Source organism: Gordonia sp. UBA7860 (assembly GCF_002500165.1).
GTDB lineage: Bacteria > Actinomycetota > Actinomycetes > Mycobacteriales > Mycobacteriaceae > Gordonia > Gordonia sputi.
Map to the genome: position 1 here is coordinate 1 of NZ_DLSO01000139.1, position 21,616 is coordinate 21,616.

Annotated in this window: 23 protein-coding genes; 8 read left to right on the plus strand and 15 right to left on the minus strand. The window is 66.1% G+C overall.

Features of this window, described 5'->3' with window-relative positions; translation table 11 throughout:
* The first annotated feature begins 176 nt into the window (after positions 1–176).
* Positions 177–1,040 carry an SDR family oxidoreductase gene (locus B3T59_RS17070; RefSeq protein ID WP_005205827.1) on the plus strand — a complete coding sequence of 288 codons (864 nt, stop codon included), beginning with the start codon at positions 177–179 and terminating at the stop codon, positions 1,038–1,040.
* 27 nt (positions 1,041–1,067) lie between these two features.
* Here the strand turns inward: B3T59_RS17070 and uraH are convergent, their stop codons facing one another.
* Genes uraH through B3T59_RS17085 form a run of 3 tightly spaced genes read right to left on the minus strand, consistent with a single transcriptional unit; the run spans position 1,068 to position 3,920 of the window.
* Positions 1,068–1,394: a hydroxyisourate hydrolase gene (gene uraH / locus B3T59_RS17075; protein ID WP_005205826.1), complete on the minus strand. Its 327-nt coding sequence runs from the start codon at positions 1,392–1,394 to the stop codon at positions 1,068–1,070.
* Between the two features lie 9 nt (positions 1,395–1,403).
* Entirely contained in the window at positions 1,404–1,925 is a 522-nt protein-coding gene (gene uraD / locus B3T59_RS17080) for a 2-oxo-4-hydroxy-4-carboxy-5-ureidoimidazoline decarboxylase (RefSeq protein ID WP_005205825.1), read from the minus strand.
* Positions 1,926–1,934: 9 nt separating this feature from the next.
* Positions 1,935–3,920 carry a solute carrier family 23 protein gene (locus B3T59_RS17085; RefSeq protein WP_287004439.1) on the minus strand — a complete coding sequence of 662 codons (1,986 nt, stop codon included), beginning with the start codon at positions 3,918–3,920 and terminating at the stop codon, positions 1,935–1,937.
* A gap of 175 nt (positions 3,921–4,095) precedes the next feature.
* Here B3T59_RS17085 and B3T59_RS17090 point away from each other — a divergent pair, with 175 nt between their 5' ends.
* Positions 4,096–4,692, plus strand: a complete 597-nt coding sequence (locus tag B3T59_RS17090; protein ID WP_287004440.1) for a nucleotidyltransferase family protein — start codon at positions 4,096–4,098, stop codon at positions 4,690–4,692.
* Between the two features lie 19 nt (positions 4,693–4,711).
* Here B3T59_RS17090 and B3T59_RS17095 read toward each other — a convergent pair whose 3' ends face one another.
* The 9 genes from B3T59_RS17095 to B3T59_RS17135 all read right to left on the minus strand — a co-directional run bounded on the left by B3T59_RS17095 (position 4,712) and on the right by B3T59_RS17135 (position 13,774).
* A complete protein-coding gene (locus tag B3T59_RS17095) occupies positions 4,712–5,581 on the minus strand; it encodes a 3-hydroxyacyl-CoA dehydrogenase (RefSeq protein WP_005205821.1) in 870 nt (289 codons plus the stop codon).
* 80 nt (positions 5,582–5,661) lie between these two features.
* Positions 5,662–6,012, minus strand: a complete 351-nt coding sequence (locus B3T59_RS17100; protein WP_064905816.1) for a hypothetical protein — start codon at positions 6,010–6,012, stop codon at positions 5,662–5,664.
* A 67-nt stretch (positions 6,013–6,079) separates the two neighbouring features.
* Complete coding sequence (locus B3T59_RS17105) at positions 6,080–7,909, minus strand: acetyl/propionyl/methylcrotonyl-CoA carboxylase subunit alpha (protein WP_197501301.1); 1,830 nt, start codon at positions 7,907–7,909, stop codon at positions 6,080–6,082.
* Between the two features lie 261 nt (positions 7,910–8,170).
* Positions 8,171–9,661, minus strand: coding sequence for a condensation domain-containing protein (locus tag B3T59_RS17110; protein WP_064903424.1), 1,491 nt, complete (start codon positions 9,659–9,661; stop codon positions 8,171–8,173).
* Positions 9,658–10,089, minus strand: a complete 432-nt coding sequence (locus tag B3T59_RS17115; RefSeq protein ID WP_287004441.1) for a SufE family protein — start codon at positions 10,087–10,089, stop codon at positions 9,658–9,660. The genes B3T59_RS17110 and B3T59_RS17115 overlap by 4 nt, the downstream gene beginning before the upstream one ends.
* An 8-nt stretch (positions 10,090–10,097) precedes the next feature.
* A complete protein-coding gene (locus B3T59_RS17120; protein WP_287004443.1) occupies positions 10,098–10,988 on the minus strand; it encodes a sulfurtransferase in 891 nt (296 codons plus the stop codon).
* Positions 10,989–11,179: 191 nt separating this feature from the next.
* Entirely contained in the window at positions 11,180–11,890 is a 711-nt protein-coding gene (locus B3T59_RS17125) for a Maf family protein (protein WP_287004445.1), read from the minus strand.
* A 13-nt stretch (positions 11,891–11,903) separates the two neighbouring features.
* A complete protein-coding gene (locus B3T59_RS17130; protein ID WP_287004446.1) occupies positions 11,904–12,149 on the minus strand; it encodes an acyl-CoA carboxylase subunit epsilon in 246 nt (81 codons plus the stop codon).
* Positions 12,146–13,774, minus strand: a complete 1,629-nt coding sequence (locus B3T59_RS17135; RefSeq protein ID WP_005205813.1) for an acyl-CoA carboxylase subunit beta — start codon at positions 13,772–13,774, stop codon at positions 12,146–12,148. The genes B3T59_RS17130 and B3T59_RS17135 overlap by 4 nt, the downstream gene beginning before the upstream one ends.
* A gap of 143 nt (positions 13,775–13,917) precedes the next feature.
* Between B3T59_RS17135 and B3T59_RS17140 the strand changes: the two genes are divergently transcribed.
* The gene (locus B3T59_RS17140) at positions 13,918–14,751 is read left to right on the plus strand and encodes a biotin--[acetyl-CoA-carboxylase] ligase (RefSeq protein ID WP_141630857.1); all 834 of its coding nucleotides are present in this window, start codon (positions 13,918–13,920) and stop codon (positions 14,749–14,751) included.
* Positions 14,752–14,769: 18 nt separating this feature from the next.
* Here B3T59_RS17140 and B3T59_RS17145 read toward each other — a convergent pair whose 3' ends face one another.
* Positions 14,770–15,420 (minus strand): DUF6069 family protein, encoded by a 651-nt coding sequence (locus tag B3T59_RS17145; protein ID WP_005205811.1) that lies wholly within the window; start codon positions 15,418–15,420, stop codon positions 14,770–14,772.
* A gap of 108 nt (positions 15,421–15,528) precedes the next feature.
* On the opposite strand from B3T59_RS17145, the gene B3T59_RS17150 reads away from it, so the two are divergent.
* From B3T59_RS17150 to purE, 5 genes are all read left to right on the plus strand, one after another.
* On the plus strand, positions 15,529–16,128 hold the full coding sequence (locus B3T59_RS17150) for a PH domain-containing protein (protein WP_251723249.1): 600 nt from the start codon (positions 15,529–15,531) through the stop codon (positions 16,126–16,128).
* Positions 16,125–16,799, plus strand: a complete 675-nt coding sequence (locus B3T59_RS17155) for a response regulator transcription factor (RefSeq protein ID WP_251723248.1) — start codon at positions 16,125–16,127, stop codon at positions 16,797–16,799. The genes B3T59_RS17150 and B3T59_RS17155 overlap by 4 nt, the downstream gene beginning before the upstream one ends.
* Before the next feature lie 14 nt (positions 16,800–16,813).
* Positions 16,814–18,169: a sensor histidine kinase gene (locus tag B3T59_RS17160; protein WP_287004450.1), complete on the plus strand. Its 1,356-nt coding sequence runs from the start codon at positions 16,814–16,816 to the stop codon at positions 18,167–18,169.
* Positions 18,170–18,227: 58 nt separating this feature from the next.
* Positions 18,228–19,517 (plus strand): 5-(carboxyamino)imidazole ribonucleotide synthase, encoded by a 1,290-nt coding sequence (locus B3T59_RS17165; RefSeq protein ID WP_287004451.1) that lies wholly within the window; start codon positions 18,228–18,230, stop codon positions 19,515–19,517.
* Between the two features lie 269 nt (positions 19,518–19,786).
* Positions 19,787–20,311: a 5-(carboxyamino)imidazole ribonucleotide mutase gene (gene purE, locus B3T59_RS17170; RefSeq protein WP_287004454.1), complete on the plus strand. Its 525-nt coding sequence runs from the start codon at positions 19,787–19,789 to the stop codon at positions 20,309–20,311.
* A gap of 35 nt (positions 20,312–20,346) precedes the next feature.
* Here purE and B3T59_RS17175 read toward each other — a convergent pair whose 3' ends face one another.
* Together B3T59_RS17175 and B3T59_RS17180 are read right to left on the minus strand one after the other, a co-directional pair.
* Complete coding sequence (locus tag B3T59_RS17175) at positions 20,347–21,204, minus strand: dienelactone hydrolase family protein (protein WP_287004452.1); 858 nt, start codon at positions 21,202–21,204, stop codon at positions 20,347–20,349.
* Positions 21,201–21,616, minus strand: a 416-nt coding sequence (locus B3T59_RS17180) for a nitroreductase family deazaflavin-dependent oxidoreductase (protein ID WP_287004453.1), incomplete at its 5' end; no start/stop codon positions are given. The genes B3T59_RS17180 and B3T59_RS17175, both read right to left, overlap by 4 nt.

Consider the following 21,616-nt stretch of genomic DNA (forward strand, 5'->3'; position numbering starts at 1 on the left):
CAGACCATCTGACACCCCCCGCGCGCGGGACGGAGGGGCTCCATCACAATTCCCGGCGGGCGAACCAGCTGCCGTTGCAGCATAGCGCAGCCGTCTCGTCGTCATCCTGACCGTTGTGACCCAGGAGACGACCATCGCCATGAATCCGCGAACCCCAACGGTTCCGAACCAACTAGGTGACTGAACAAACGAACACGACGTATCTCATCACCGGTGCAGGCAGCGGCTTCGGTAAGGAGGTCGCACTGCGCCTCGCCGAGCGAGGCCACGACGTCATCGCAGGCGTCGAGATCATCGCGCAGGTCAACGTCCTGCGCGCCGAGGCGAAGGAACGCGGCGTCGACCTCCGCGTGGAGAAGCTCGACGTCACCGATGAAGGAGATCGGGACAAGGCCGCACAGTGGGACGTCGACGTCCTGCTGAACAACGCGGGCATCTCCGAGGGCGGGTCGTCGGTGGACATTCCCGCCGCGAACATCAGGAGGCAGTTCGAGGTCAACGTCTTCGGGCCGATCCTGCTGACCCAGCCGATCGCGAAGGCCATGGTGGCCAAGGGTGGCGGCAAGATCGTGTTCATGTCGTCGGTCGCGGGCCTCACCGTCGATCCGTTCACCGGCGCCTACGCCGGGTCGAAGCACGCCGTCGAGGCGTTCGCCGACGCACTCGATCAAGAGCTCAGCGAATACGGAATCACGGTGGCGACGATCAACCCCGGACCATTCCTGACCGGCTTCAACGACACGATGTTCGAGGCATGGAAGTCGTGGGAAGACGATCCGTCGACCCGACTCTTCGATTACGAGAAGCTCTCGTTTCCGCATGAGCAGTTCGACCCGGAAGAAGTCATCGAGGTCACCCTCGACGTGCTCACCGGCAGCGACACCGACTACCGACACGTGCTTCCCGCCCACACGGTGGACGACATCAAGTCGCAGGTGTCGGCGTTGTGGGACCGCACGCTCAACGACGGCAAGCGTCCCGACCTGGTCCAGACCGCCTACGACATCTCGCCCTACACTCCGGTCAGCGGAGACGCGTGAGCCGTCCGAGCATCCGAGCGCGCAGCCTCAGCTCCCGCGATACGTCGAATACGAGTATGGGCTCAGCAGCACCGGTACGTGATAATGCCGGTTCGGGTCGTCGACGGTGAAGCAGATGTCGATCTGCGGGTAGAAGCCGACAATTCCGTTGGCGCCGAACCAATCCGCCGTCGCGAACACGAGGTGGTAGGTGCCTGGCGCGAGCGGGTCGACGTTGACCTGTGAGATGCGACCGTCGCTGTCGGTGGTGCCGGATGCCAGTTGTTCGCCGTCGACGTCGCGCAGCGCGATGGACATGCCGACGGCCGGCGCACCGGTGACGGCGTCGAGGACATGGGTGGACAGACCGGTCATGAGGTCAGCCTAGTCGTCGACGAATTCGATAGCAGGCGTCAACATCCGTTGCAGCCGACTGCGATTGATCTTCGCGAGCTCCATGCGCAGGACGCGCCGTTCGGTCGGCGCGTCGTTGCGAATGCGCTCCTTGAGGATGGCGAGTAGCTCCTCCGCGGGGCGTCCGTTGGCGAACACGAGGTAGACGTGTCCGAACTTCTCGTCGTACTCCTTGTTGAGCTGTTTGAGCTCGGCGAGCACCTCGGGGTCGGCGCCTGCGACCCCGGACTGTTCCCTGCTCGACGAGGCGTTGTCGGGGCGGTCACCGATGCGGGGGTGCCCGGACAGCGCCTCGTCGAGGTCGGATTCGGTCAGCTCGGCGAGTATCAGATCGGCGTACTCCAACAGCGCGTCGTCGTCGACGAACGGGCGCGCCTTGGCGACGCGCAACGCCCAGATCGACGAGCTACAGCACTCATAGAGGGTGCCGATCGCTTGTCGCTCGGACAGCTCGTTGAAACTGGGCAGACCTCGCCAATCGACTCGTCGCACGCGGTCAGCCTACGAGAGCTCTGGCTGCCGGCTGAATCGAGCCGACGTCAGTGGGTTGGCGTCGGCCACCAGATCGTCGAACCGGTGGTTGGCGATCTTCGCGATCTCGATGAGGGCGAAGGACTTCTCCGAGGTCTCGGAGTTGTCCATGCGCGCCCAGCCGTTGCGCAGCACGCGGTCGTAACGCTCGGCCTCCTGTGCGTCGATGACCAGCGGGAACCCGAAGTGCTCCTTGTACGCCTTCGCGAGGTCGACGACGTTCTCGTGCTCGGTCTCCTCCAGATGTGACAGCCCCTTGTGATCGACGGCGGTCAACTCTCCGATCTCGTCTTCGGCTCCGAGATCGGGGAAGGCCTGAATGAGCTGGAGTTGCTCTTCATCGCTACCGGTCAGCATGGCCTCCTGGAAGGCGCTGCGCAGATCGTGAACGTCTTCGAACGGACGCTGCTCGTAGGCGCGTTCGACCACCCAGTCGACGTTCTGCACGAGGCCGCCGAACGTCTCGTTGAACTCGACGAAACTCATCTTGTTCACCGCGTCGAGTGTGATCGCACCGCGGCCCGCGACCGCTGGGCCGCGTCGTCCGATGTGGAAGAACAAGAGGTTCAACAGAACTGCGGTGATCGCGCCCATGGTGATGCCCGTTGAGAACGGGATCTGCAAGATCATGTTGGGCATCGACTGGTCGACGCCGGGCAGCGCGGGAACATCGACGTGTGCGCCGCCCTTCTCGATGACGGTGGTCGGGGTCGACGACTGCGAGAACTGCACGTAGAGCGCGACTGCCAGCGAGGTTGCCGCGATGATGAGGTTGCGGTGATCGGTGAAGTCGACCGACGTGAGCGTCTGGATTCCCACGATGGCCACGGTCGCGAACATGATGAGCGCAGCGCCACCGAGGACCGGGGCCGGAATCGACTCGACGATCTTCGCGAGCTTGGGCAGGCAGCCCAGGATGATCATGATGACGCCTGCACACGCGACAACCCAGCGGCTCTTGACGCCTGTCAGGCGCACCAGGCCGACGTTCTCGGAGAACGCCGTGTAGGGGAACGAGTTGAAGATGCCGCCGAAGATGGTGGCGACGCCGTCGGCACGAACACCCGCTGCGACGTCTTCCTTCTTGATGCGTTTGCCGACGATCTCGCCCGTGGCGAAGATCGATCCGGTCGATTCCACGGCGACCACCATCAGGACGACGATCATCGACACGATGGCCACGAGATCCCACCTCGGCGCGCCGAAGGCGAACGGCGGTGTGAAGCCGAGCCATGCTGCCTCGCCGACCGAACTGAACGTGGCGTCGCCGCAGAGCCAGGCGACGAAAGTGCCGACGACCAAACCGAGGAGCACCGCGATCGTGGCCATGAAACCGCGGAAGAAGCGCTGCATCAACACGATCAGCAGAATGGTGCCGAGCGTGTAGCAGACCCACTTCCAGTTGGCGTTGTCGTGCAGATGCTCGGCCGGGTTGGTCACCGCGTCACCGGCACCGACAGGGATCAGGCACACGCCGATGATCGTGATCAGGGTGCCGGTGACCACCGGTGGTAGGAAGCGGATCAGCTTCGCGAAGAACGGGGCGATGAGGAAGGTGAACACACCGGCCGCGATCACCGCGCCGTAGACGGTCTGCAGACCGACGCGACCGCCGCCGTGTTGATTGGCGATTTGGATGACCGGGGCGAGCGTGGCGAACGTGATGCCCTGGAGCAGCGGCAGACGCACGCCGATCTTCCAGATACCGACCGACTGCAGCAGCGATGCGATGCCGCAGGTGAAGAGGTCGGCCGTGATGAGCATCGTCAGTGCGTCGGAGTCGAGTTTGATCGCGCGGGCGATCAGCAGCGGCACGAGGACCGCACCCGCATAGAACGCGACGACATGCTGTGCACCGAGCGCGACGATTTTGCCGGGAGGCGGCACCTGATCGACGGGGTGTACGCGCTTGCGCTTCTTCGCCGGCGGGGACGCCGGCGTCGCCTCGGTTGTCATGATCGCCTCCAACGGATGGTGGTGTTCCGAGCACACGAATATGGCGCCGATGCGCGAACGGATGCGCGTCAGCAGATAGATAGTGGACCCGCGCGCGACTTCTCGCGCAGCGACGAGCGCACGTTTCCGCGAGGTTAAAACGGAGATCTCGGACAGGCGACTACGATCGGCTTCCGTGAACATCGCACGCGTCGACGACACGGACCGCCCCGATGATGCCGGCGGCGACCCGGTGGTTGGCGTGGTACTCGCCGCGGGCGAGGGGCGTCGCTATGGAATTCCGAAAATTCTTGCAGCGCACGGGGATTGGCTCAACGGGGCGGTGTCGGCGCTGGCCGATGGCGGGTGCGACGACGTGGCCGTGACGATGGGTGCGGCGGTGGTCGGCGCCCCCGCTGGTGCTGCGACGATCCGGGTCGGCGACTGGGCGGACGGGCTGTCGGCGAGTGTGCGCGCGGCTCTCGCGTGGGCGCGCGAGAAAGGCGATGTGGCAGGCGTGGTTTTACATGTTGTTGACATGCCGGACGTCGGCGCCGATGTGGTTGCGAGGGTGCTGAGGCAGGCGGGAAGTCGACGAGATGCCGTGGTACGCCCGAGGTATCGGGACGTCCCGGGACATCCGGTCTATCTCGGAGCCGACCACCTTGCGGGAGTGCTTGATTCGTTGAACGGCGATGTCGGCGCCGCGGCATATCTGCGCGCGCACGCCGACATCGTCGAGACCATTGATTGTGCCGACCTGGCGTCGGGACGCGACATCGACGAGCCGTAGCGCCAAGCGGTCACCGATCTCAGGCAGGCTGCTCCTGCTTGGGGTAGGTGTAGAACCCCTCGCCGCTGGCCATGCCGAGCTTGCCCTTGTCGATGTAATTCTGCTTGAGCCACGCGCCGAGGTGGCGGTTGCCCTGATCGCCGTTCATCAGGATGTTGTACGGCGTCATCAGTCCGACGACGTCGTAGATCTGGAACGGTCCCAGCGGCGATCCGGTGGCGATGCGCCAGGTCTTGTCCACATCCTGCGGATCGGCGTAGCCGCCTGCGGCGAGTTCGAGGGCCGCGTTGAGGAACGGGATCAGCAGCGAATTGAGAACGTAGCCCGCCTTCTCCTTGTGGATCTGGATGGGCACCATTCCGATCTCGTCGGCGAACTTCACCACCTTGTCGTAGACCGCGGGGTCGGTGTCCTTGGTGCCCATGATCTCGGCGGTGTTGAACTGCCAGACCCGGTTGGCGAAGTGCAGTGCGAGGAACTTGTCCGGGCGGCCCGTCGACGATTCGAGGTCGCTCGGGAGCAGCGACGACGAGTTGGTTGCGAAGACTGTGTCCTTCGGCGCGAGTTCGTTGAGCTTGCGGTAGGTGTCCTGCTTGAGTTCGAGGATTTCGGGTACCGCTTCGATGATCAGTTGGGACTGAGCGGCTTTCGCGAGGTCGTCGGTGAGGGTGATGCGCTTGCGCGCCGCCTCCGCTGCGCCGTCGGCGGCACCGGGCACCTCACGCTTGTAGGTCTCGACGAGTTCGTCGTATCGCTTCGACGCCGCGTCGAGAGCCTGCTGATTGATGTCGTAGGACGTGACGTCGATTCCCTTGTATGCGGTCTGGAATGCGATCTGAGATCCGAGTACGCCCGCACCGAGCACCGTGACTGTGGAGAACTCTGCCATCGTGAACCATCTCCTGTAGGTCGTTACTTCCCCTACAACTCAACGTACTCGCGCACGCATCGACGAGGAGTTGATGCTCGTCACGTCTGCGGTTCGGTCATCGTGACGCCGAGTGCTCCCGTGGCGAATCGGGCAACGACCGGATACGCGGCAGCGAGCGCGTCGTCGTATCCGTCACGGGCATGTCCGACGACGCTCGCGCGATCGGCGTCGAGAACTACCGACACGGTTGCCACGAGCTCGCCCGTCGTCGGCTCACAGAGTGCCCAGGTGAACAACGACTCGTCGGCCCAACCCGAATCTACCTGCCGCACATAGGCTTCGGGATCGTCGACGCCCAGGTCGCGTAGTGCCGCGGCGTCGGAGATCCGCTCGTCGTCGCGGACTCCGCGCAGGTACCAGGCGCCCGCGTTGATCTCGATCGGTTCCATCGGACCTCCTCGAAACGCAGTCGGGCCCGACCGCATGGTGGGGCCCGACTGGATGGATGGTGAGTGGCTACTTGATCTCGAGCAGCACGGTGCCCTGGGTGACGGCTGCGCCCGCCTCGATGGCGAGGCCGGTCACGACACCGTCTTTGTGTGCGGTTACCGGGTTCTCCATCTTCATCGCCTCGAGCACCACGACGAGGTCGCCTGCGGAGACCTCCTGGCCCTCCTCGACGGCGATCTTGACGACGGTGCCCTGCATGGGCGCGGCAACCGAGTCGCCGGACGCGGCAGCACCGGCCCCCTTGCTGCGTGTGCGCGGCTTGGGCTTCTTGCGGACGACACCATTGCTCGACGACCCTCCGCCGAGCGCGAGATCGCCGGGCAGTGAGACCTCGACGCGGCGGCCACCGACCTCGACGACCACCTTCTGCCGCGGCGCCGAATCGTCCTCTTCGATGGCTGCGCCACCGGTGTAGGGCTCGATCGGGTTGTCCCAGTCGGTCTCGATCCACTTGGTGTAGACGTCGAACGTCTCGACGCCGTTCTCATCGGTGTGGCCGACGAAAGCGGGGTTGGTGACGATGTGCCGATCGAAGGGCAGAACCGTCGCGAGACCCTCGACCTCGAACTCGTCGAGTGCGCGGCGGGCACGCTCGAGTGCCTGCTCGCGGTTCTCACCGGTGACGATCAGTTTGGCGAGCATCGAATCGAACTGCCCGCCGATGACGTCGCCCTGCTCCACGCCGGAGTCGACGCGCACGCCGGGGCCCGAGGGCTCCTTGTAGACGGTGATCGGGCCGGGCGCGGGGAGGAAGTTTCGGCCGGGGTCTTCGCCGTTGATCCGGAACTCGATCGAGTGTCCGCGCGGTGCGGGGTCTTCGGAGAACTCGAGCTTCTCGCCGTTGGCGATGCGGAACTGCTGGCGGACGAGGTCGATGCCCGACGTCTCCTCGGTGACGGGGTGCTCGACCTGCAGACGGGTGTTGACCTCGAGGAAGGAGACCAGGCCGTCGTTGCCGACGAGGAATTCGACGGTGCCCGCACCGTAGTAACCGGCCTCGCGGCAGATGGCCTTGGCCGACGAGTGGATGCGGTTGCGCTGTTCGTCGGTGAGGAACGGTGCGGGTGCCTCCTCGACGAGCTTCTGGAAGCGACGCTGCAGCGAGCAGTCGCGGGTACCGGCGACGATCACGTTGCCGTGCTGATCGGCGATGACCTGCGCCTCGACGTGGCGTGCCTTGTCGAGGTAGCGCTCGACGAAGCACTCGCCGCGACCGAACGCGGAGATGGCCTCACGGGTGGCCGACTCGAACAGCTCGGGGATCTCCTCGATGGTGTAGGCCACCTTCATGCCGCGGCCACCGCCGCCGAACGCCGCCTTGATCGCGACCGGCACGCCGTACTCCTTGGCGAACGCGACGACCTCGTCGGCGTTGCGGACCGGGTCCTTGGTGCCCGGAGCCATCGGGGCGTCGGCCTTCAGTGCGATGTGGCGCGCGGTGACCTTGTCGCCGAGGTCGCGGATCGACTGCGGTGACGGTCCGATCCAGATGAGACCGGCGTCGAGCACTGCCTGGGCGAAATCGGCGTTCTCGGAGAGGAATCCATAGCCGGGGTGGATGGCGTTGGCGCCCGACTTCGCGGCGGCGTCGAGAATCTTGTCGAAGACCAGGTACGACTCTGCGGAGGTCTGACCGCCGAGGGCGAAGGCTTCGTCGGCGAGCTTCACGAACTTGGCGTTGGCGTCAGGTTCCGCGTAGACCGCGACACTGGGGATTCCGGCGTCGCGCGCGGCGCGGATGACGCGGACCGCGATCTCTCCTCGATTGGCGATCAGGACCTTGTTGATCGTCGAGTTGGAGCTGATCGTGGAGTTGGGCGCTTGTTCACTGGGCACTTGATTGATCTCCTGGGCCTGGCTCTGTGCTGAGCTGTCTTCACGGGGTGCTGCCGCCGGTGCGCGACGTCCCCCTCGTCTCACCACTCGTTGTTGATCGTGCGGCTTCGTCGTACCGGTGTCACGCCTGGGCGGTGTTGTCACGTTGACTGTGCTCTCACCTGGCGGGTGTCACCTGGGCGACGTCAACCACTCGAGTCTATCGGGTGGGTTCCGCGGTTCACCCTAGCCCACCGAGCAATCGTTCGGTTGCGGTCGGGGTCACACCGTGGAACCGAATGTGCTTGCGTCACCGACGGACCGGACGAACTCGGCGAAATCATGCAGGTAGGCGTGCACCGGACCCTCCTCACGCGCGATCACACCCGGCGCAGTACGTGCTTCGGGGTCGGCGATCAGCGTGGGGCCGACGACCTCGCCGACATGGCTTTCTCGGGGGAATCGTGCCGAGAAGCGCATCCCCGACGGTGTGCGGTTGATCCAGATGAAGACCTCGTTGCGGGCGTAACTGTGGCTTCTGATCACCGTGGCGCGGCCGCTGTCGGCCTCGGCGGCGCCGGGAGCGTAGCGCGTGTCGATGAACGAGATGACGAACTGCGGCTCACCCCGATAGCCGATGAGATCCGCAACACGCAGGAAGGGCAGCGATGCGCCCTGACGTGCGCGTTTGAGCTCTTCGGTCGCGCGGGCCACCGCTTGGTCGAAGGTGGGCGAATCCGACATGTCGAGGCAGAAGGGGGCGACGGCGACGAACCAACCCAGCGCGGTGAGCCATCGCTGCTCGTTTCGTGTGTGCCGCGGCAGGACGCAGCGGAACTCTCGATCACCGGTGCGACGGTGATGGACGATCGCGAACGCGGCGAGTATGCCGGCGGTGAGCGTGCCGCCGGCCTCCGAGCACACCGCCGTGAAGCGGTTCGCCGAGTCGTCGTCGACGATCACACCCGACAGCGACTCCTGCGGGACGTCGACAGCGGGATCGGGCGGCTCGTCGACGGCGGTGTTCGCCGCTGGTGTCTGGAACGCAGGCATGTCGCCTGCGCCTGTCTTCAGAAACGACGTCCAGGTGGACACGCTGGGATGGTCGGCTCCCGTCTGGTCGGCGAGTCGACGCTCCTGGGCGCTGAAGTCGACGTAGCTACCGACCTCGGGCAGTGCGGGGTCGGTGCGGTCGCGTGCGGCTCGATAGAGCGTGATCAACTCGTGCTGGGCCATGATCAACGAGTAGCCGTCGACCAACGAGTGGTCGGCGGCGAACAGCAGCGTGAACGACGATTCGCGGCCGACGGTGGCGAACATGTAGGCGGGCCATTGCATCGGCGCGGTCGCGCGGTCGAAGGCGCCCGCGATCTGTTCGAGGAGCGGACCGGACTCGGAATACCACCCGATTCGGCCCATCTTCAGTCGGACGGTGCCCGGGGGCGTGCTCAACCGGTGCAGACCGTCGGCCTTGATGATGACGTGGCTGCGCAGTACCTCGTGGCGATCGATCCACTGCGACAGCGCGGCACGGATAGCGGGAATCGAGAGCGGTTCGTCGAAGTGGATCGACAGTCCGAGCCACGACTCGCGACCGCCCTCCTTGCGGGTGCGCACGCGGTAGTCGAACGCGTCACGCAGATGTTGCTCGTGGTTGTGGGAGGTCAGCCGCGTGTCGTCGAGCCAGCCTCCGAGTCCGCCGGGAACAGAAGGAACCCACTCGACGAGACCGCCCGGTTCGATCGGCTCCTCGAGGATCTGTATGAACTTCACTGACGACCGGTCTGACTGCGTACCTGGCTCTTCACCCGGCCGAGCATCCCGGCCATACCGCGAAGACGCAGTGGACTGACCGCGGCGTCGAGTCCGAGGTCGTGGTAAAAATCGCCGGGCACAGCGAGGATCGCGTCGGCGGATTCGCCGTCGAGCCCCTGGGCGAGGATGGACGCGAAACCGCGGGTCGTCGGGGCCTCCGGCGGGGCGCTGAAATAGAGCCTCACGGCGTCGGTGTCGGCGGCGTCGACCGATAAGAACACCGGAGATTGGCACTCCGGTACCGGTTCCATCGCCTCGGTTGCGAGGTCGTCGGGGAGTGCGGGGAGTTCGCCCGCGAACTCGAGTAGGAGTGTCACCTTGTCCGAATCGCCAAGTGCGGCAAAGTCGTCGACGATCTCGGCGAGGGATGCGGGGAGTGTGCCCATCGGGACTCCTATGCGGGTGCGTCGCCGGGTTCTTCACCCACCGCGATGGGGACGCGCACGGCGTTACCCCACTCGGTCCACGACCCGTCGTAATTGCGCACGTGTGTGAATCCGAGGAGATGGGTCAGCACGAACCAGGTGTGGCTCGACCGCTCGCCGATGCGGCAGTACGCGATGGTCGGGGTTGCGGGGTCGAGGTCGCCGTAGATCTCGTCGAGTTCGGCACGTGAGCGGAATCGACTGTCGGCGCGTGCGGCCTTGGCCCACGGGATAGAGATCGCCGTCGGGATGTGGCCACCGCGCAGCGCACCCTCTTCGGGGTAGTCGGGCATGTGGGTGCGTTCGCCGGTGTACTCCTGTGGCGAGCGCACATCGACCAGCGGCTCGGTGCCGAGCGAGGCGCGTACGTCCGCCTCGAAGGCGCGGATCAGCGAGTCGTCTCGCTCGACGACGGGGTAGTCCGACCGCGGGTACTCGGGGACGTCGAACGAGGTGTCGCGATCCTCCGACATCCATGCGTCGCGACCGCCGTCGAGCAGGCGGACGTCCTCGTGACCGAACAACGTGAAGACCCACAGTGCGTACGCGGCCCACCAGTTGCTCTTGTCTCCGTAGATGACGATGGTGTCGTCGCGTTCGATTCCCTTGCTGCGCATCAACTCTGCGAACTGCTCGCCGTCGATGTAGTCGCGCACCACCTGATCGTTGAGGTGAAGGTGCCAGTCGACCTTCTGTGCGGTCGGGATGTGACCGATGTCGTAGAGCAGGACGTCTTCGTCGGACTCGATGATCTTGAGACCCTTGGCCCCCAGATGCGCGGACAGCCACTGCGTGGTGACCAGACGCTCAGGGTGCGCGTAACCGGCGAAGGCCGGGTTCGGATCGGTTTCCACAGTCACGGTGAGATTCTCCAGCTCGGATCGGGCCACGGCGCGGGCGGCGCAGGACGGCGAAATTCAGCCTAGTCGACAACACTCCGTCCGCACGGTTGGGCGGGCACGGTTCATCAGTCGGTTTGTGACGACCCAGACACGTTCGGGGCACTCGTGTCGGGGACGACTCGTGCCCGGATATCAGTCCGGCGCGGGTGCTAGGAAGACGCGTTGGGAGACCACAGGGCCGCGACCGGGATGTGTAGTCGGCGCAGAAGGTGACGGACAGTCGGCAGGCCTATGCCGATCACCGACGACGGGTCGCCCTCGATACCCGCGATGAACCACCCGCCACGGCCGTCGAGCGTGAACGCACCCGCGACCTCGAGCGGTTCGCCCGTGGACACATATGCCTCGATCTCGTCGTCGTCGACGTCGGCGACCCGGACCACCGTCGACGCGGACTCCGCAGAACGTCCGACCACCTCGAGTTCGCTGATGTGTGACACGCAGTGGCCCGTCACGAGCTGAGCCTCGTCGCCGCGCATTCGCTTCCACTGCTCGATCGCCACGTGCGCCGAGTGTGGTTTACCCGTCAGCGTGCCTCGATACAGGAGCATCGAATCGCACGTGAGCACGACGAGGTCGGGGAGGTTCTGCGCGTCGTCGGTGGCGGCGCGGTCGATGCGTTCGGCCAACAGGGTTGCGATCACCGAGTCGGCCTTGGCTTCGGCCAGTCGCGTCACGGCGTCGCCAGGGGTCTCGGCAGCCATGGTTTCGAGGAGGTGGTCCTCGTCGACGTCGGCTACGACGACTCTCGGGTCGAGTCCCGCATGACGCAGCACCGTCAGGCGCGCGGGCGACGCCGAGCCGAGGATCACCTCGTAGCGTCGACCGGTTCGGGTCGCGTCGGACTCCTCGCGGGACACGTCGGCGTTCCCGTCAGAAGCGCAGGAACGACGACGCCGAACCCCACACGGGACGGAGGCGGTCGATCGGACGGCCCCAGTCGTTGCGCGGCTGCGTGCTTTCCGGTTCCGGAGCGCCACCGCCACCCGTGGCGAGCAATGCCACCAGAACTGCGACGTCCTCGTCGGTCGGATTGCCCTTCACGACACGCAACACAGATCGGGCCGGTTGCTGCCCGGCTTCGGCGTCGGCAGGCGTGTTGTCGTCAGGTGAGCTCACAGCGGAATGTTCCCATGCTTCTTGGGCGGTACGTTGACGACCTTGCGCTCGAGGAGCTTGAGTGCTGTCGCGATCTGGCCGCGCGTATGGCTCGGCGGGATGACCGCATCCACGTAGCCACGCTCGGCGGCGACGTAGGGGTTGACCAGCGTGTCCTCGTACTCCTCCTGCAGCTGGAGGCGCAGCGCGTCGACGTCCTCGCCGTTGGCCGCGGCCTCCTTGAGGCGCGCACGATAAACGAATCCGACGGCACCCGATGCGCCCATCACGGCGATCTGAGCGGTCGGCCACGCAAGGTTGACGTCGGCACCCATGTGCTTGGAACCCATGACGTCATACGCACCGCCGTACGCCTTGCGGGTGATGACGGTGATCTTGCCGACGGTCGCCTCGCCGTAGGCGTAGAGCAGCTTGGCCCCACGACGGATGATGCCGTTGTACTCCTGGTCGGTGCCGGGGAGGAATCCGGGAACGTCGACGAGGGTCACGATCGGGACGTTGAATGCGTCGCAGGTGCGCACGAAACGCGCGGCTTTCTCCGATGCGTTGATGTCGAGGCAACCCGCGAACTGCGTCGGCTGGTTGGCGACGATGCCGACGCTGCGTCCGTCGACCCGGCCGAAGCCGACGAGGATGTTGGTCGCGTACTCGGCCTGCACCTCGAGGAACTCGTCGTCGTCGAGGATGCGCCGGATGACCTCGTGCATGTCGTACGGCTGGTTGGGTGAGTCGGGGATGAGCGTGTCGAGTTCGAGATCCTCGTCGGTGAGGGTGTCCTCGATCGAACCGGCGGCGGGTTCGTCGACGGGCAGCCGTGGCGGATCTGCGCGGTTATTGCTCGGCAGGTAGGCGAGCAGGTCGCGGACGTACTCGAGTGCGTCCTCCTCGTCGGACGCCACGTAGTGGGCCACACCCGACTTGGTCATGTGGGTGTTGGCGCCGCCGAGCGCCTCCATCGTCACGTCCTCACCGGTGACCGTCTTGATGACGTCGGGACCGGTGATGAACATCTGGCTCTGCTGGTCGACCATCACGACGAAGTCGGTCAGCGCGGGCGAGTAGACGTGGCCGCCGGCAGCAGGTCCCATGATCAGCGAGATCTGGGGGATCACGCCGGATGCGCGCACATTGCGATAGAAGATGTCGGCGTAGAGACCGAGGGAGACCACGCCCTCCTGGATGCGGGCGCCCGCACCCTCGTTGATGCCGATCAGAGGGCGGCCGGTCTTGATCGCGAGGTCCATGACCTTGACGATCTTCTCGCCGTAGACCTCGCCGAGGCTGCCGCCGAAGACGGTGACATCCTGGCTGAAGACACAGACCTCGCGGCCGTCGATGGTGCCGTACCCGGTCACGACACCGTCGCCGACGGGGCGGCGTTCCGCGAGACCGAAGTTGGTGCTGCGATGACGGGCGAGCGCGTCGAGTTCGACGAACGACCCCTCGTCGAGAAGATGCGTGATGCGCTCGCGGGCGGTGAGTCTGCCCTTGTCGTGGATCTTCTCGATGGCGGCCTCACCGACCGGATGCAACGTCTCGTCGAGGCGCTCGCGCAGGTCGGCGAGTTTGCCTGCGGTGGTGTGGATGTCTGGAGCAGCGTCGGGCTGCTGCGGCGCAGAGGTCATAACAGCCGATGCTATCGAGCGCTCGGTAGCCCGCGTCAACCACCCCAATATGAGATCGTCCTCATCTTTCTCGTGATCGGTGCCACGTCGAGGTGTCGAAGTGTGCCACGACGACGCTGCTCGGGTGACTAATCTCGATACCTGTGAGCGACGAGCAGACACCACAGGATTCCCGACCATCTCAGGACGCCGACGCGTTGCGTGCAGCCATCGTGGAACGCTTCGGTTCGCCCGCAAGCGGTGTGGGGTCGACGATCGAGGTCGTCGAGTCGACGGGGTCGACCAACGCCGATCTCGCAGCGCGTGCGGGGGAGCCGGGGATCGTCGGAACCGTGCGCATCACTACCGACCAGACGTCGGGGCGCGGTAGGCACGCGCGGGTGTGGTCGGCTCCCGCGGGAGGGCAGGTGGCCATCTCGGTGGCGCTCGACGCGGGCGATCAGACCGAGCAGCTGGGCTGGTTGTCGTTGGCGACGGGGGTGGCCGCGGCGTCGGCCATCGAGTCGGCAACGGGCGTACGTCCCACACTCAAGTGGCCCAACGACGTGCTCGTCGACGGGAAAAAGGTGGCAGGCATCCTCGCCGAGTACATCCCGGCGCCGACGGGCGGGGTGGTGGTCGTCGGGATCGGAATCAACACCGGCATGACCGCCGACGAGCTTCCGGTGCCGACGGCCACGAGCCTGCGGGTGGAAAGCGGCCGCCCGGTCGACGTTGCCGCACTGGTCGCGGAGTACCTGCGGGCACTGGCCGACGCGCCGTGGCCCGACGACATCGCCGAGGTCGCGCGACGTTATCGGGATCGCTGCGACACGCTCGGACGTCGTGTTCGGCTCTCGCTGCCGGGCGACCGCGACGTCGAGGGTGTTGCCGACGACATCGACGAGCAGGGGCGGATCACTGTGCGCACCGATGACGGCGAGAGATTCACGGCCGCCGCGGGCGATGTGCTGCACCTGCGTCCCGCACAGGACTGAGCACGGCGCCCACAGGATTCAGCGCTGGATGCTCTTCTCGCCCATTGCGGGGATCAGCGACAGAACCGGCAGGCCGATGACGAGATGCACCACTGCCGTACCGATCCCGGTGGATATCTGCGCCGACAGCACAAGCGGGATGATCACCGCTGCGGCGATCAGTAGCCCGACGATCCAGCGGTAGAACTGGTTGGGCGACGGGGTCGTCAGGTAGAGGACGTACCAGAGGGCGCCGCCCGCGAGTGCGCACAGGAATCCGGTGATCGCGAACCAATACTCGTCCTGCGCGAGTGGGTTCCAGACGCCGAGATTGCCCGCCTCGTTGACGCGTTGGGCGATGGCCCGGATGATCCACGCCACCAGCCAGGCGGCCAGGCCGGTCACGACGCCCGTCATCACGACGCCGCCCGCGTAGAGACCCGCGTTGATGTTCGGTCGTTGACGCTGCTTGGGCTGGTTCGGGTACGAGCCCGCGGCGGCGTATCTCGGGTCGGACTGGCCGGAGCTGTAGCGAGGGTCGCCGGGCTGCTGATTGCCGTATTGCTGCTGGTACCGATCGGTCGGCTGGCTGTAGGCACGCGACTGCGGCGAGTAGCCGGTCTCGTAGCGCGCCGTTCCCTGATCCCTGGGGTCCTGATCTCGGGGGTCGCGGGGGTCGCGGTAGCTCATGGTTCTCCTGACCTGTTGCGCGTCGTGTGCACGCAGTCTACCGAGCGGGCGCCAGGAGCCGGGCCGGGTTGACCGACCGCCCGTTCATCTGCGGATATGCTGAGATTCATGTCGTTTCCCAGGGACAACCTCGCGAGTGGTGAGCGCGTCGTCGTGCATCACCACCCGCACTGGAAGTGTCTGGTCGGCCCGTTCTCGATCTTCATCGTGTGCACCGGACTCGCAGGACTCGCGGCGGGGGCGATCGGGGCGTCGACAATGAACACGACGCTCGCGCTGATTCTCAACGTGGTTGTCGCGGCGTGCTGGGTCGCTGCCGCGGTCTGGTTCTTCGTCCGCCCGCTCATCGCATGGAAATCGACGCACTTCGTACTCACCGACCGTCGCGTGATCTTCCGCAGGGGAGTGGTCACCCGCTCGGGTATCGACATTCCCATCCGACGGATCAACACCGTCGAGTTTCGACACGGACTCCTCGACCGCATGATGCGTACCGGCACCCTGGTCATCGAGTCGGCATCCGACGAACCGCTCCTGTTCGACGATGTGCCGCAGGTCGAACGGGTGCATTCGCTCCTGTACCACGAGGTGCTAGACGAACACGAGGATGACTTCGGCGACCGCTATGACCTGGCCGACAGACACGACGGTCGCCGACACGACGGCGACTCCGCGTACTCTCGCCGCGTGGAGGTCGACAGGCGATGACGGACGTATTGCTGGCAGAAGACGACGCGGCGATCGCCGAACCCCTGGCGCGTGCGCTCACCCGTGAGGGCTATGGATGCGACGTCGTCGGGACGGGATCGGCTGCGCTCGAGCAGGCCCGCGATCAACGCTACGAGTTGCTCATCCTCGACCTCGGGCTTCCCGAGATCGACGGACTCGAGGTGTGTCGGCGCGTGCGCGTCGAACGTCCTGAGCTCGCGGTGTTGATGCTGACCGCGCGCACCGACGAGGTAGATTTCGTCGTCGGGCTCGACGCGGGCGCCGACGACTACGTGGGCAAACCCTTCCGGTTGGCCGAACTGCTCGCGCGGGTACGCGCGCTGCTGCGGCGACGGCAGACCGTCGACGTCGTGCTCACCGGCGGCGACATCCAACTCGACGCACGCGGGCGGCGGGTGCTCGTCAACGGAGAGGACCTGGTGCTCGCGAACCGCGAGTTCGACCTGCTGCGCTTCCTCATGGAGCGTGCCGGTGAGGTGGTGTCGCGCGACGAGATCCTGACCGAGGTGTGGGGTTCTGCGGACCTGCGCTCGTCGAAGACCCTCGACATGCACATCTCCTGGTTGCGTCGCAAGATCGGCGACGACCGTCACGACAGACCGCGCCACATCGTGACGGTGCGCGGCGTCGGCTTTCGGTTCGACGCCTAGGGAGAGACCTTCCAGTGCGCCGTCGAATCCTCTACACGATGATCGCCATGCTCATGGCGGTCGGTGCGCTGCTGGGAATCCCACTCAGCGTCATCGCATGGTGGTGGGTGGCCGACAGCGCGCACCAGTTGATGGATTCGCGTCTGAAGACGATCTCAGACCAGATCATCCGCCAGGCGGAGATGGGCGAACACCTCAACAATGCGGCGATCGATTCGGAGTCGATTCGGCTCATGCTTCCCGAGGACGGCAGGCTCACCCTGCGCTATCAGGACGCCAACGGTAGGCGGGCCACTACGTCGATCGGCGCCGACATCACCGGCGCGACGATGTCGGATTCGATCGGCCTCGGCGCTGCGGGCACGTTGATTCTCGAGATCCCGATGGACAGCGTCCGCAGCGACCAACTCGCCGCCGTCGGCATCGTCTGCCTCGTGGTCGCCGGATCGATGGCCGCGGGCACGGTCGCGGCCGCGGTGACGGCCGGGCGCATCGCCGACCCTCTCATCGACCTCGCCGACCGTTCGGAGGCCATGGCTCGCGGCGACTTCCGGTCACGGTGGAAGACCTATGGCATCGACGAGCTCGACCGCGTCTCGCGCGCGCTGGGCGATGCGAATGCCGAGATCGCGTTGCGGCTCGAGCGCGAGGGCGAGATCGTCGGCGATGTCTCGCATCAGATTCGATCGCGCCTGACCGCGATCCAATTGCGACTCGACGAACTCTCGCTGCACGACGATCCGGCCGTCGTGAGCGAGGCCGAAGCGGCGCTCGGGCAGGTTGAGCGTCTCGCCGCGGAACTCGACGAACTCGTTGCGGCATCACGCGATGAACCGGTACAACCCCACAGCATCGACGTGTCGTCGCTGATCATGACCCTTGTCGGTGACTTCGATCAGGCCTTCACCGCCGAGGGTCGCACGTTGGCCGCATCATTCTCCGGCGACGCGATTGCGCGCAGCGCCGGTCCCGGTCGGCTGCGGGAAGCGGTCAGCGTACTCGTCGACAACGCGCTGCAGCACGGCAGCGGGGAATGTCGAATCTCCGTCAGCGACCTCAAGGGCGACATGCTGCGCATCACCGTGTCCGACGAGGGCCCCGGCGTCGCCGACGACGTGGCGACAGACATCTTCCGTCGAGGGTTCTCCGGCGGAGCGGGCAACGGTGTCGGACTCTCACTCGCCCGAGCACTCGTCGAGGCCGACGGCGGACGACTCGAACTCACGTCGCGACGGCCCCCGGTGTTCGCGATCGTGGTGCCCGCGGCCGACCACGAGAACGCTCGACCCCAGGGTGCCGGCGCATCGTCGACGTCGCGTGATGTCGGCGCACGGGTGGGGCTGCGGCGCGACCGGGTACCTCATCGGTGATGTGCGTGGATGCCCATTGCATGGTCGGTGAAGCGGCAGTCACGCCGGCCATGCCACGATGTATCGCGTGACTGCCCGAGATCCAGATACCGGCGCAAACGCCGCGGCACCGCCCGATGCGGCCGCCCGAGCGATTCCCGAACGCGACATCTTGCCGACCGTGACGATGATCGGTGGTGGTCAGCTCGCCCGGATGACTCACCAGGCCTCGATCGCGCTGGGCGAGTGTCTGCGCGTGCTCGCCGCGAGTGCGACAGATCCCGCCGCCCAGGTCAGTGCGGACGTCGTGCTCGGCTCGCACGACGATCTCGACGATCTCCGACGCGCCGCCACTGGCGCGGTTGCGCTGACCTTCGACCACGAGGGAGTGCCCCTCGAGCATCTTCGGGTGCTGGAGTCCGAGGGCGTCGCGGTGCGGCCGCCGTCAGCCGCGTTGGTGTTCGCGCAGGACAAGCGGGCGATGCGGGTGAAGCTGAGCGAATTGGGGCTACCTGTACCCGATTTCGCCGACCTCGCAGGTGACCTCGGACTGGCTCGCGGCCGACTCGTCGAATTCGGTGCACGGCACGGCTGGAACATCGTGTTGAAGGCCGTACGCGGCGGATACGACGGACGTGGCGTGTGGATCGTCGACAACGGGCCGGACGCACTCGCGGTGTTCGACGAGCAGTTCACCGCCGGCGTCGACCTGATCGCCGAGGAAAAGGTGCAGATGCGCCGCGAACTGTCGGCGATGATCGCGCGCTCGCCGTTCGGGCAGGGTGGCGCATGGCCTGTCGTCGAGACCGTGCAGCGTCGGGGACAGTGCGCGGTGGTCATCGCCCCCGCACCGGATCTGAGCGCCGAGACCGCCGAACGCGCACAGGAGATGTCGCTGCGGCTGGCATCCGAACTCGGCGTCGTCGGTGTGATGGCGATGGAACTCTTCGAGACCGTCGACGGCGAGCTGCTGGTCAACGAGCTCGCGATGCGTCCGCACAACAGTGGCCACTGGACGATGGACGGCGCGGTCACGTCGCAGTTCGAACAGCATCTCCGGGCCGTTCTCGACTACCCGCTCGGCGACACCTCGCCGCGCGCCGAGGTGACCGTGATGGCCAACATCCTCGGCGCACCACAGGCGCCGGAGATGTCGATGGATGAGCGCACCCACCATCTGATGGCACGCACGCCCGACGCGCGAATTCACCTGTACGGAAAGGGAGAACGCGCCGATCGGAAGATCGGCCATGTCAACATCGTGGGGAAGCCGGGCGAGGACGGCGCTGCGGTCCGCGAGCGTGCCGAGCGCGCGGCGCACTGGATGTCGCACGCCGAGTGGACAGACGGTTGGGACCCGCATTCATGAACGACGAGACCGTGAACGACGAGACCGTGAACGACGAGACTGTGAACGACGAGACGACAGGCGACCTGGTGGACCACGAGACAGACACGACCGAAGCCGGGACAGCGGAGACTGGGACGGCGGAGACTAGGACAGCGGAGACTGGGACGACCCAGGACGACGCATCATCCGCACCCGACGTGGCCGACGAGTCCGACGCCGCTCCGGGGTCCGGCACCACTACCGATGCGGGCGCCGCCTTTGAACCCGGCACCGCTTTCGAAGCAGAAGTGGCGTCGCCGCCGATCCGCAGCCGGGCCCGCGTCGGACTGATCATGGGCAGCGACTCGGACTGGCCGACGATGGAGGCCGCGGCCGAAGCGCTCGCGGAGTTCGACGTCCCGTTCGAGGTCGGTGTCGTTTCGGCGCATCGCACCCCGCAGCGCATGCTCGACTACGCGAAGTCGGCTGCTGGAGAAGGCATCGAGGTGATCATCGCAGGTGCGGGAGGCGCGGCACATCTCCCGGGAATGGTCGCCGCTGCCACCCCGCTGCCGGTCATCGGTGTGCCGGTACCGCTGCGCTACCTCGACGGCATGGACTCGCTGCTGTCCATCGTGCAGATGCCCGCGGGCGTCCCGGTGGCAACCGTGTCGGTAGGCGGCGCGCGCAACGCGGGGCTGCTCGCGGTGCGCATCCTCGGTTCATCCGACCCGGTGCTGCGTGCACGTATGGAGGCCTTCCAACGCGGCCTCGAACAACTTGTGCTCGACAAGGATGCCGCCCTGCGTCAGCGGCTGCTCGGCGGCGACTGATCTGCCGTGGCTGCCCGCCCGGGGCTGATCGGGGGCTACTGATCGCCGGTGACCGACTGCGGAGTGATCCCGAGCCGCTCGGCGAAGAAGTCGAGGACCGCGACCAGGGCGTCGTTCGTCGGTTCGCCCGGAACGTCGACGAGGTCGTTGGTGAGCGCGGAATGCGGTGTCGGCAACGGTGATTCCGGGTTGGCCGCCGAATCGGGCAGTTCGATCGCAAGGAACGCGTCGCCGAGGACTTCGCGTAGGAACTCAAACCGCGACGGTGGCGACATCCGATCGCCCTCGAATCGCACGCCCATGACGTCGAGTCCGCGTGCGCACCGTCCGACTACCGTTGCGAGGTCGTCGTCGGAGATGTCGAGTGATCGTGCACGACGAGGGCTGATAGCGAACGGCAGCGACGGTTGAGCCAGGACGGGCGCAAGGATACGGTCGTCGGTGGCCATCGCGAGAGCGAACCCACCGGTGAAGCACATGCCGATCGCGCCGACCCCCGGCCCGCCGCAACGCTGGTGTTCCTCGGCAGCCAATGCCCGCATCCACTCGACGGCAGGTGAGGTCCTGCCCGTCGCGAGGATCGTGAAATCCCTGCTGATGCAGGCGCGTCCCATCGTGCCGAGCATGTTCGACGCTGCCCCGACGACCCCGAGATTCGACGGTGACGGGTCCTGACCGTCGACACCGTAGATCGACGGCATGACCGCGGTTGCTCCGATACCCGCGACCCGTCTGGCGAAGTCGGCGACGGCGGGGCTGATACCGGGCATCTCGGCGATGATGATCACGGCGGGTCCCTCGCCGATGCTGTGGACGCGGCGAGGGGTGCCGTGGTGGGTTGCGATCCGCACGTCGAAGTCGGAGAGCGGGTCGTCGGCGGTGTGTCGGGTCACCGCGACGTGCCTGTCGACCACGCCTCGCGGCCGTCAGGGGCGACGAGGGTGCCCTGGAGTGCCCACTCGAACGCGCGGCCTGCGAGACCGGCTGCGAGCGGAAGGTCGGGTGAGTCGGCGGGAATGATGGTGGGCCGGATCAGTGTGTACTGCTTGCCTTTTCGAGTGATCCCGGCCGAGCCCGCGGCGAGCGTGTTACGAACCCAGTCGGTGTCGCGCCCGTAGGTCAGGATGATGTAGATCTTCTTTTCGTCGCCCGTCTCACTGACCCACGCGAGCACCGGGTTCGAGTAGTTTCGCCCACTCTTGCGTCCGACGTGATGGACCATCGCCCACGGCGCCAGATAGGGCGCCCATCGTCGTTGCAGGGGATTGGTGATCTTCTTGTTGGCGCGGGCCAACCAGTCGGGTA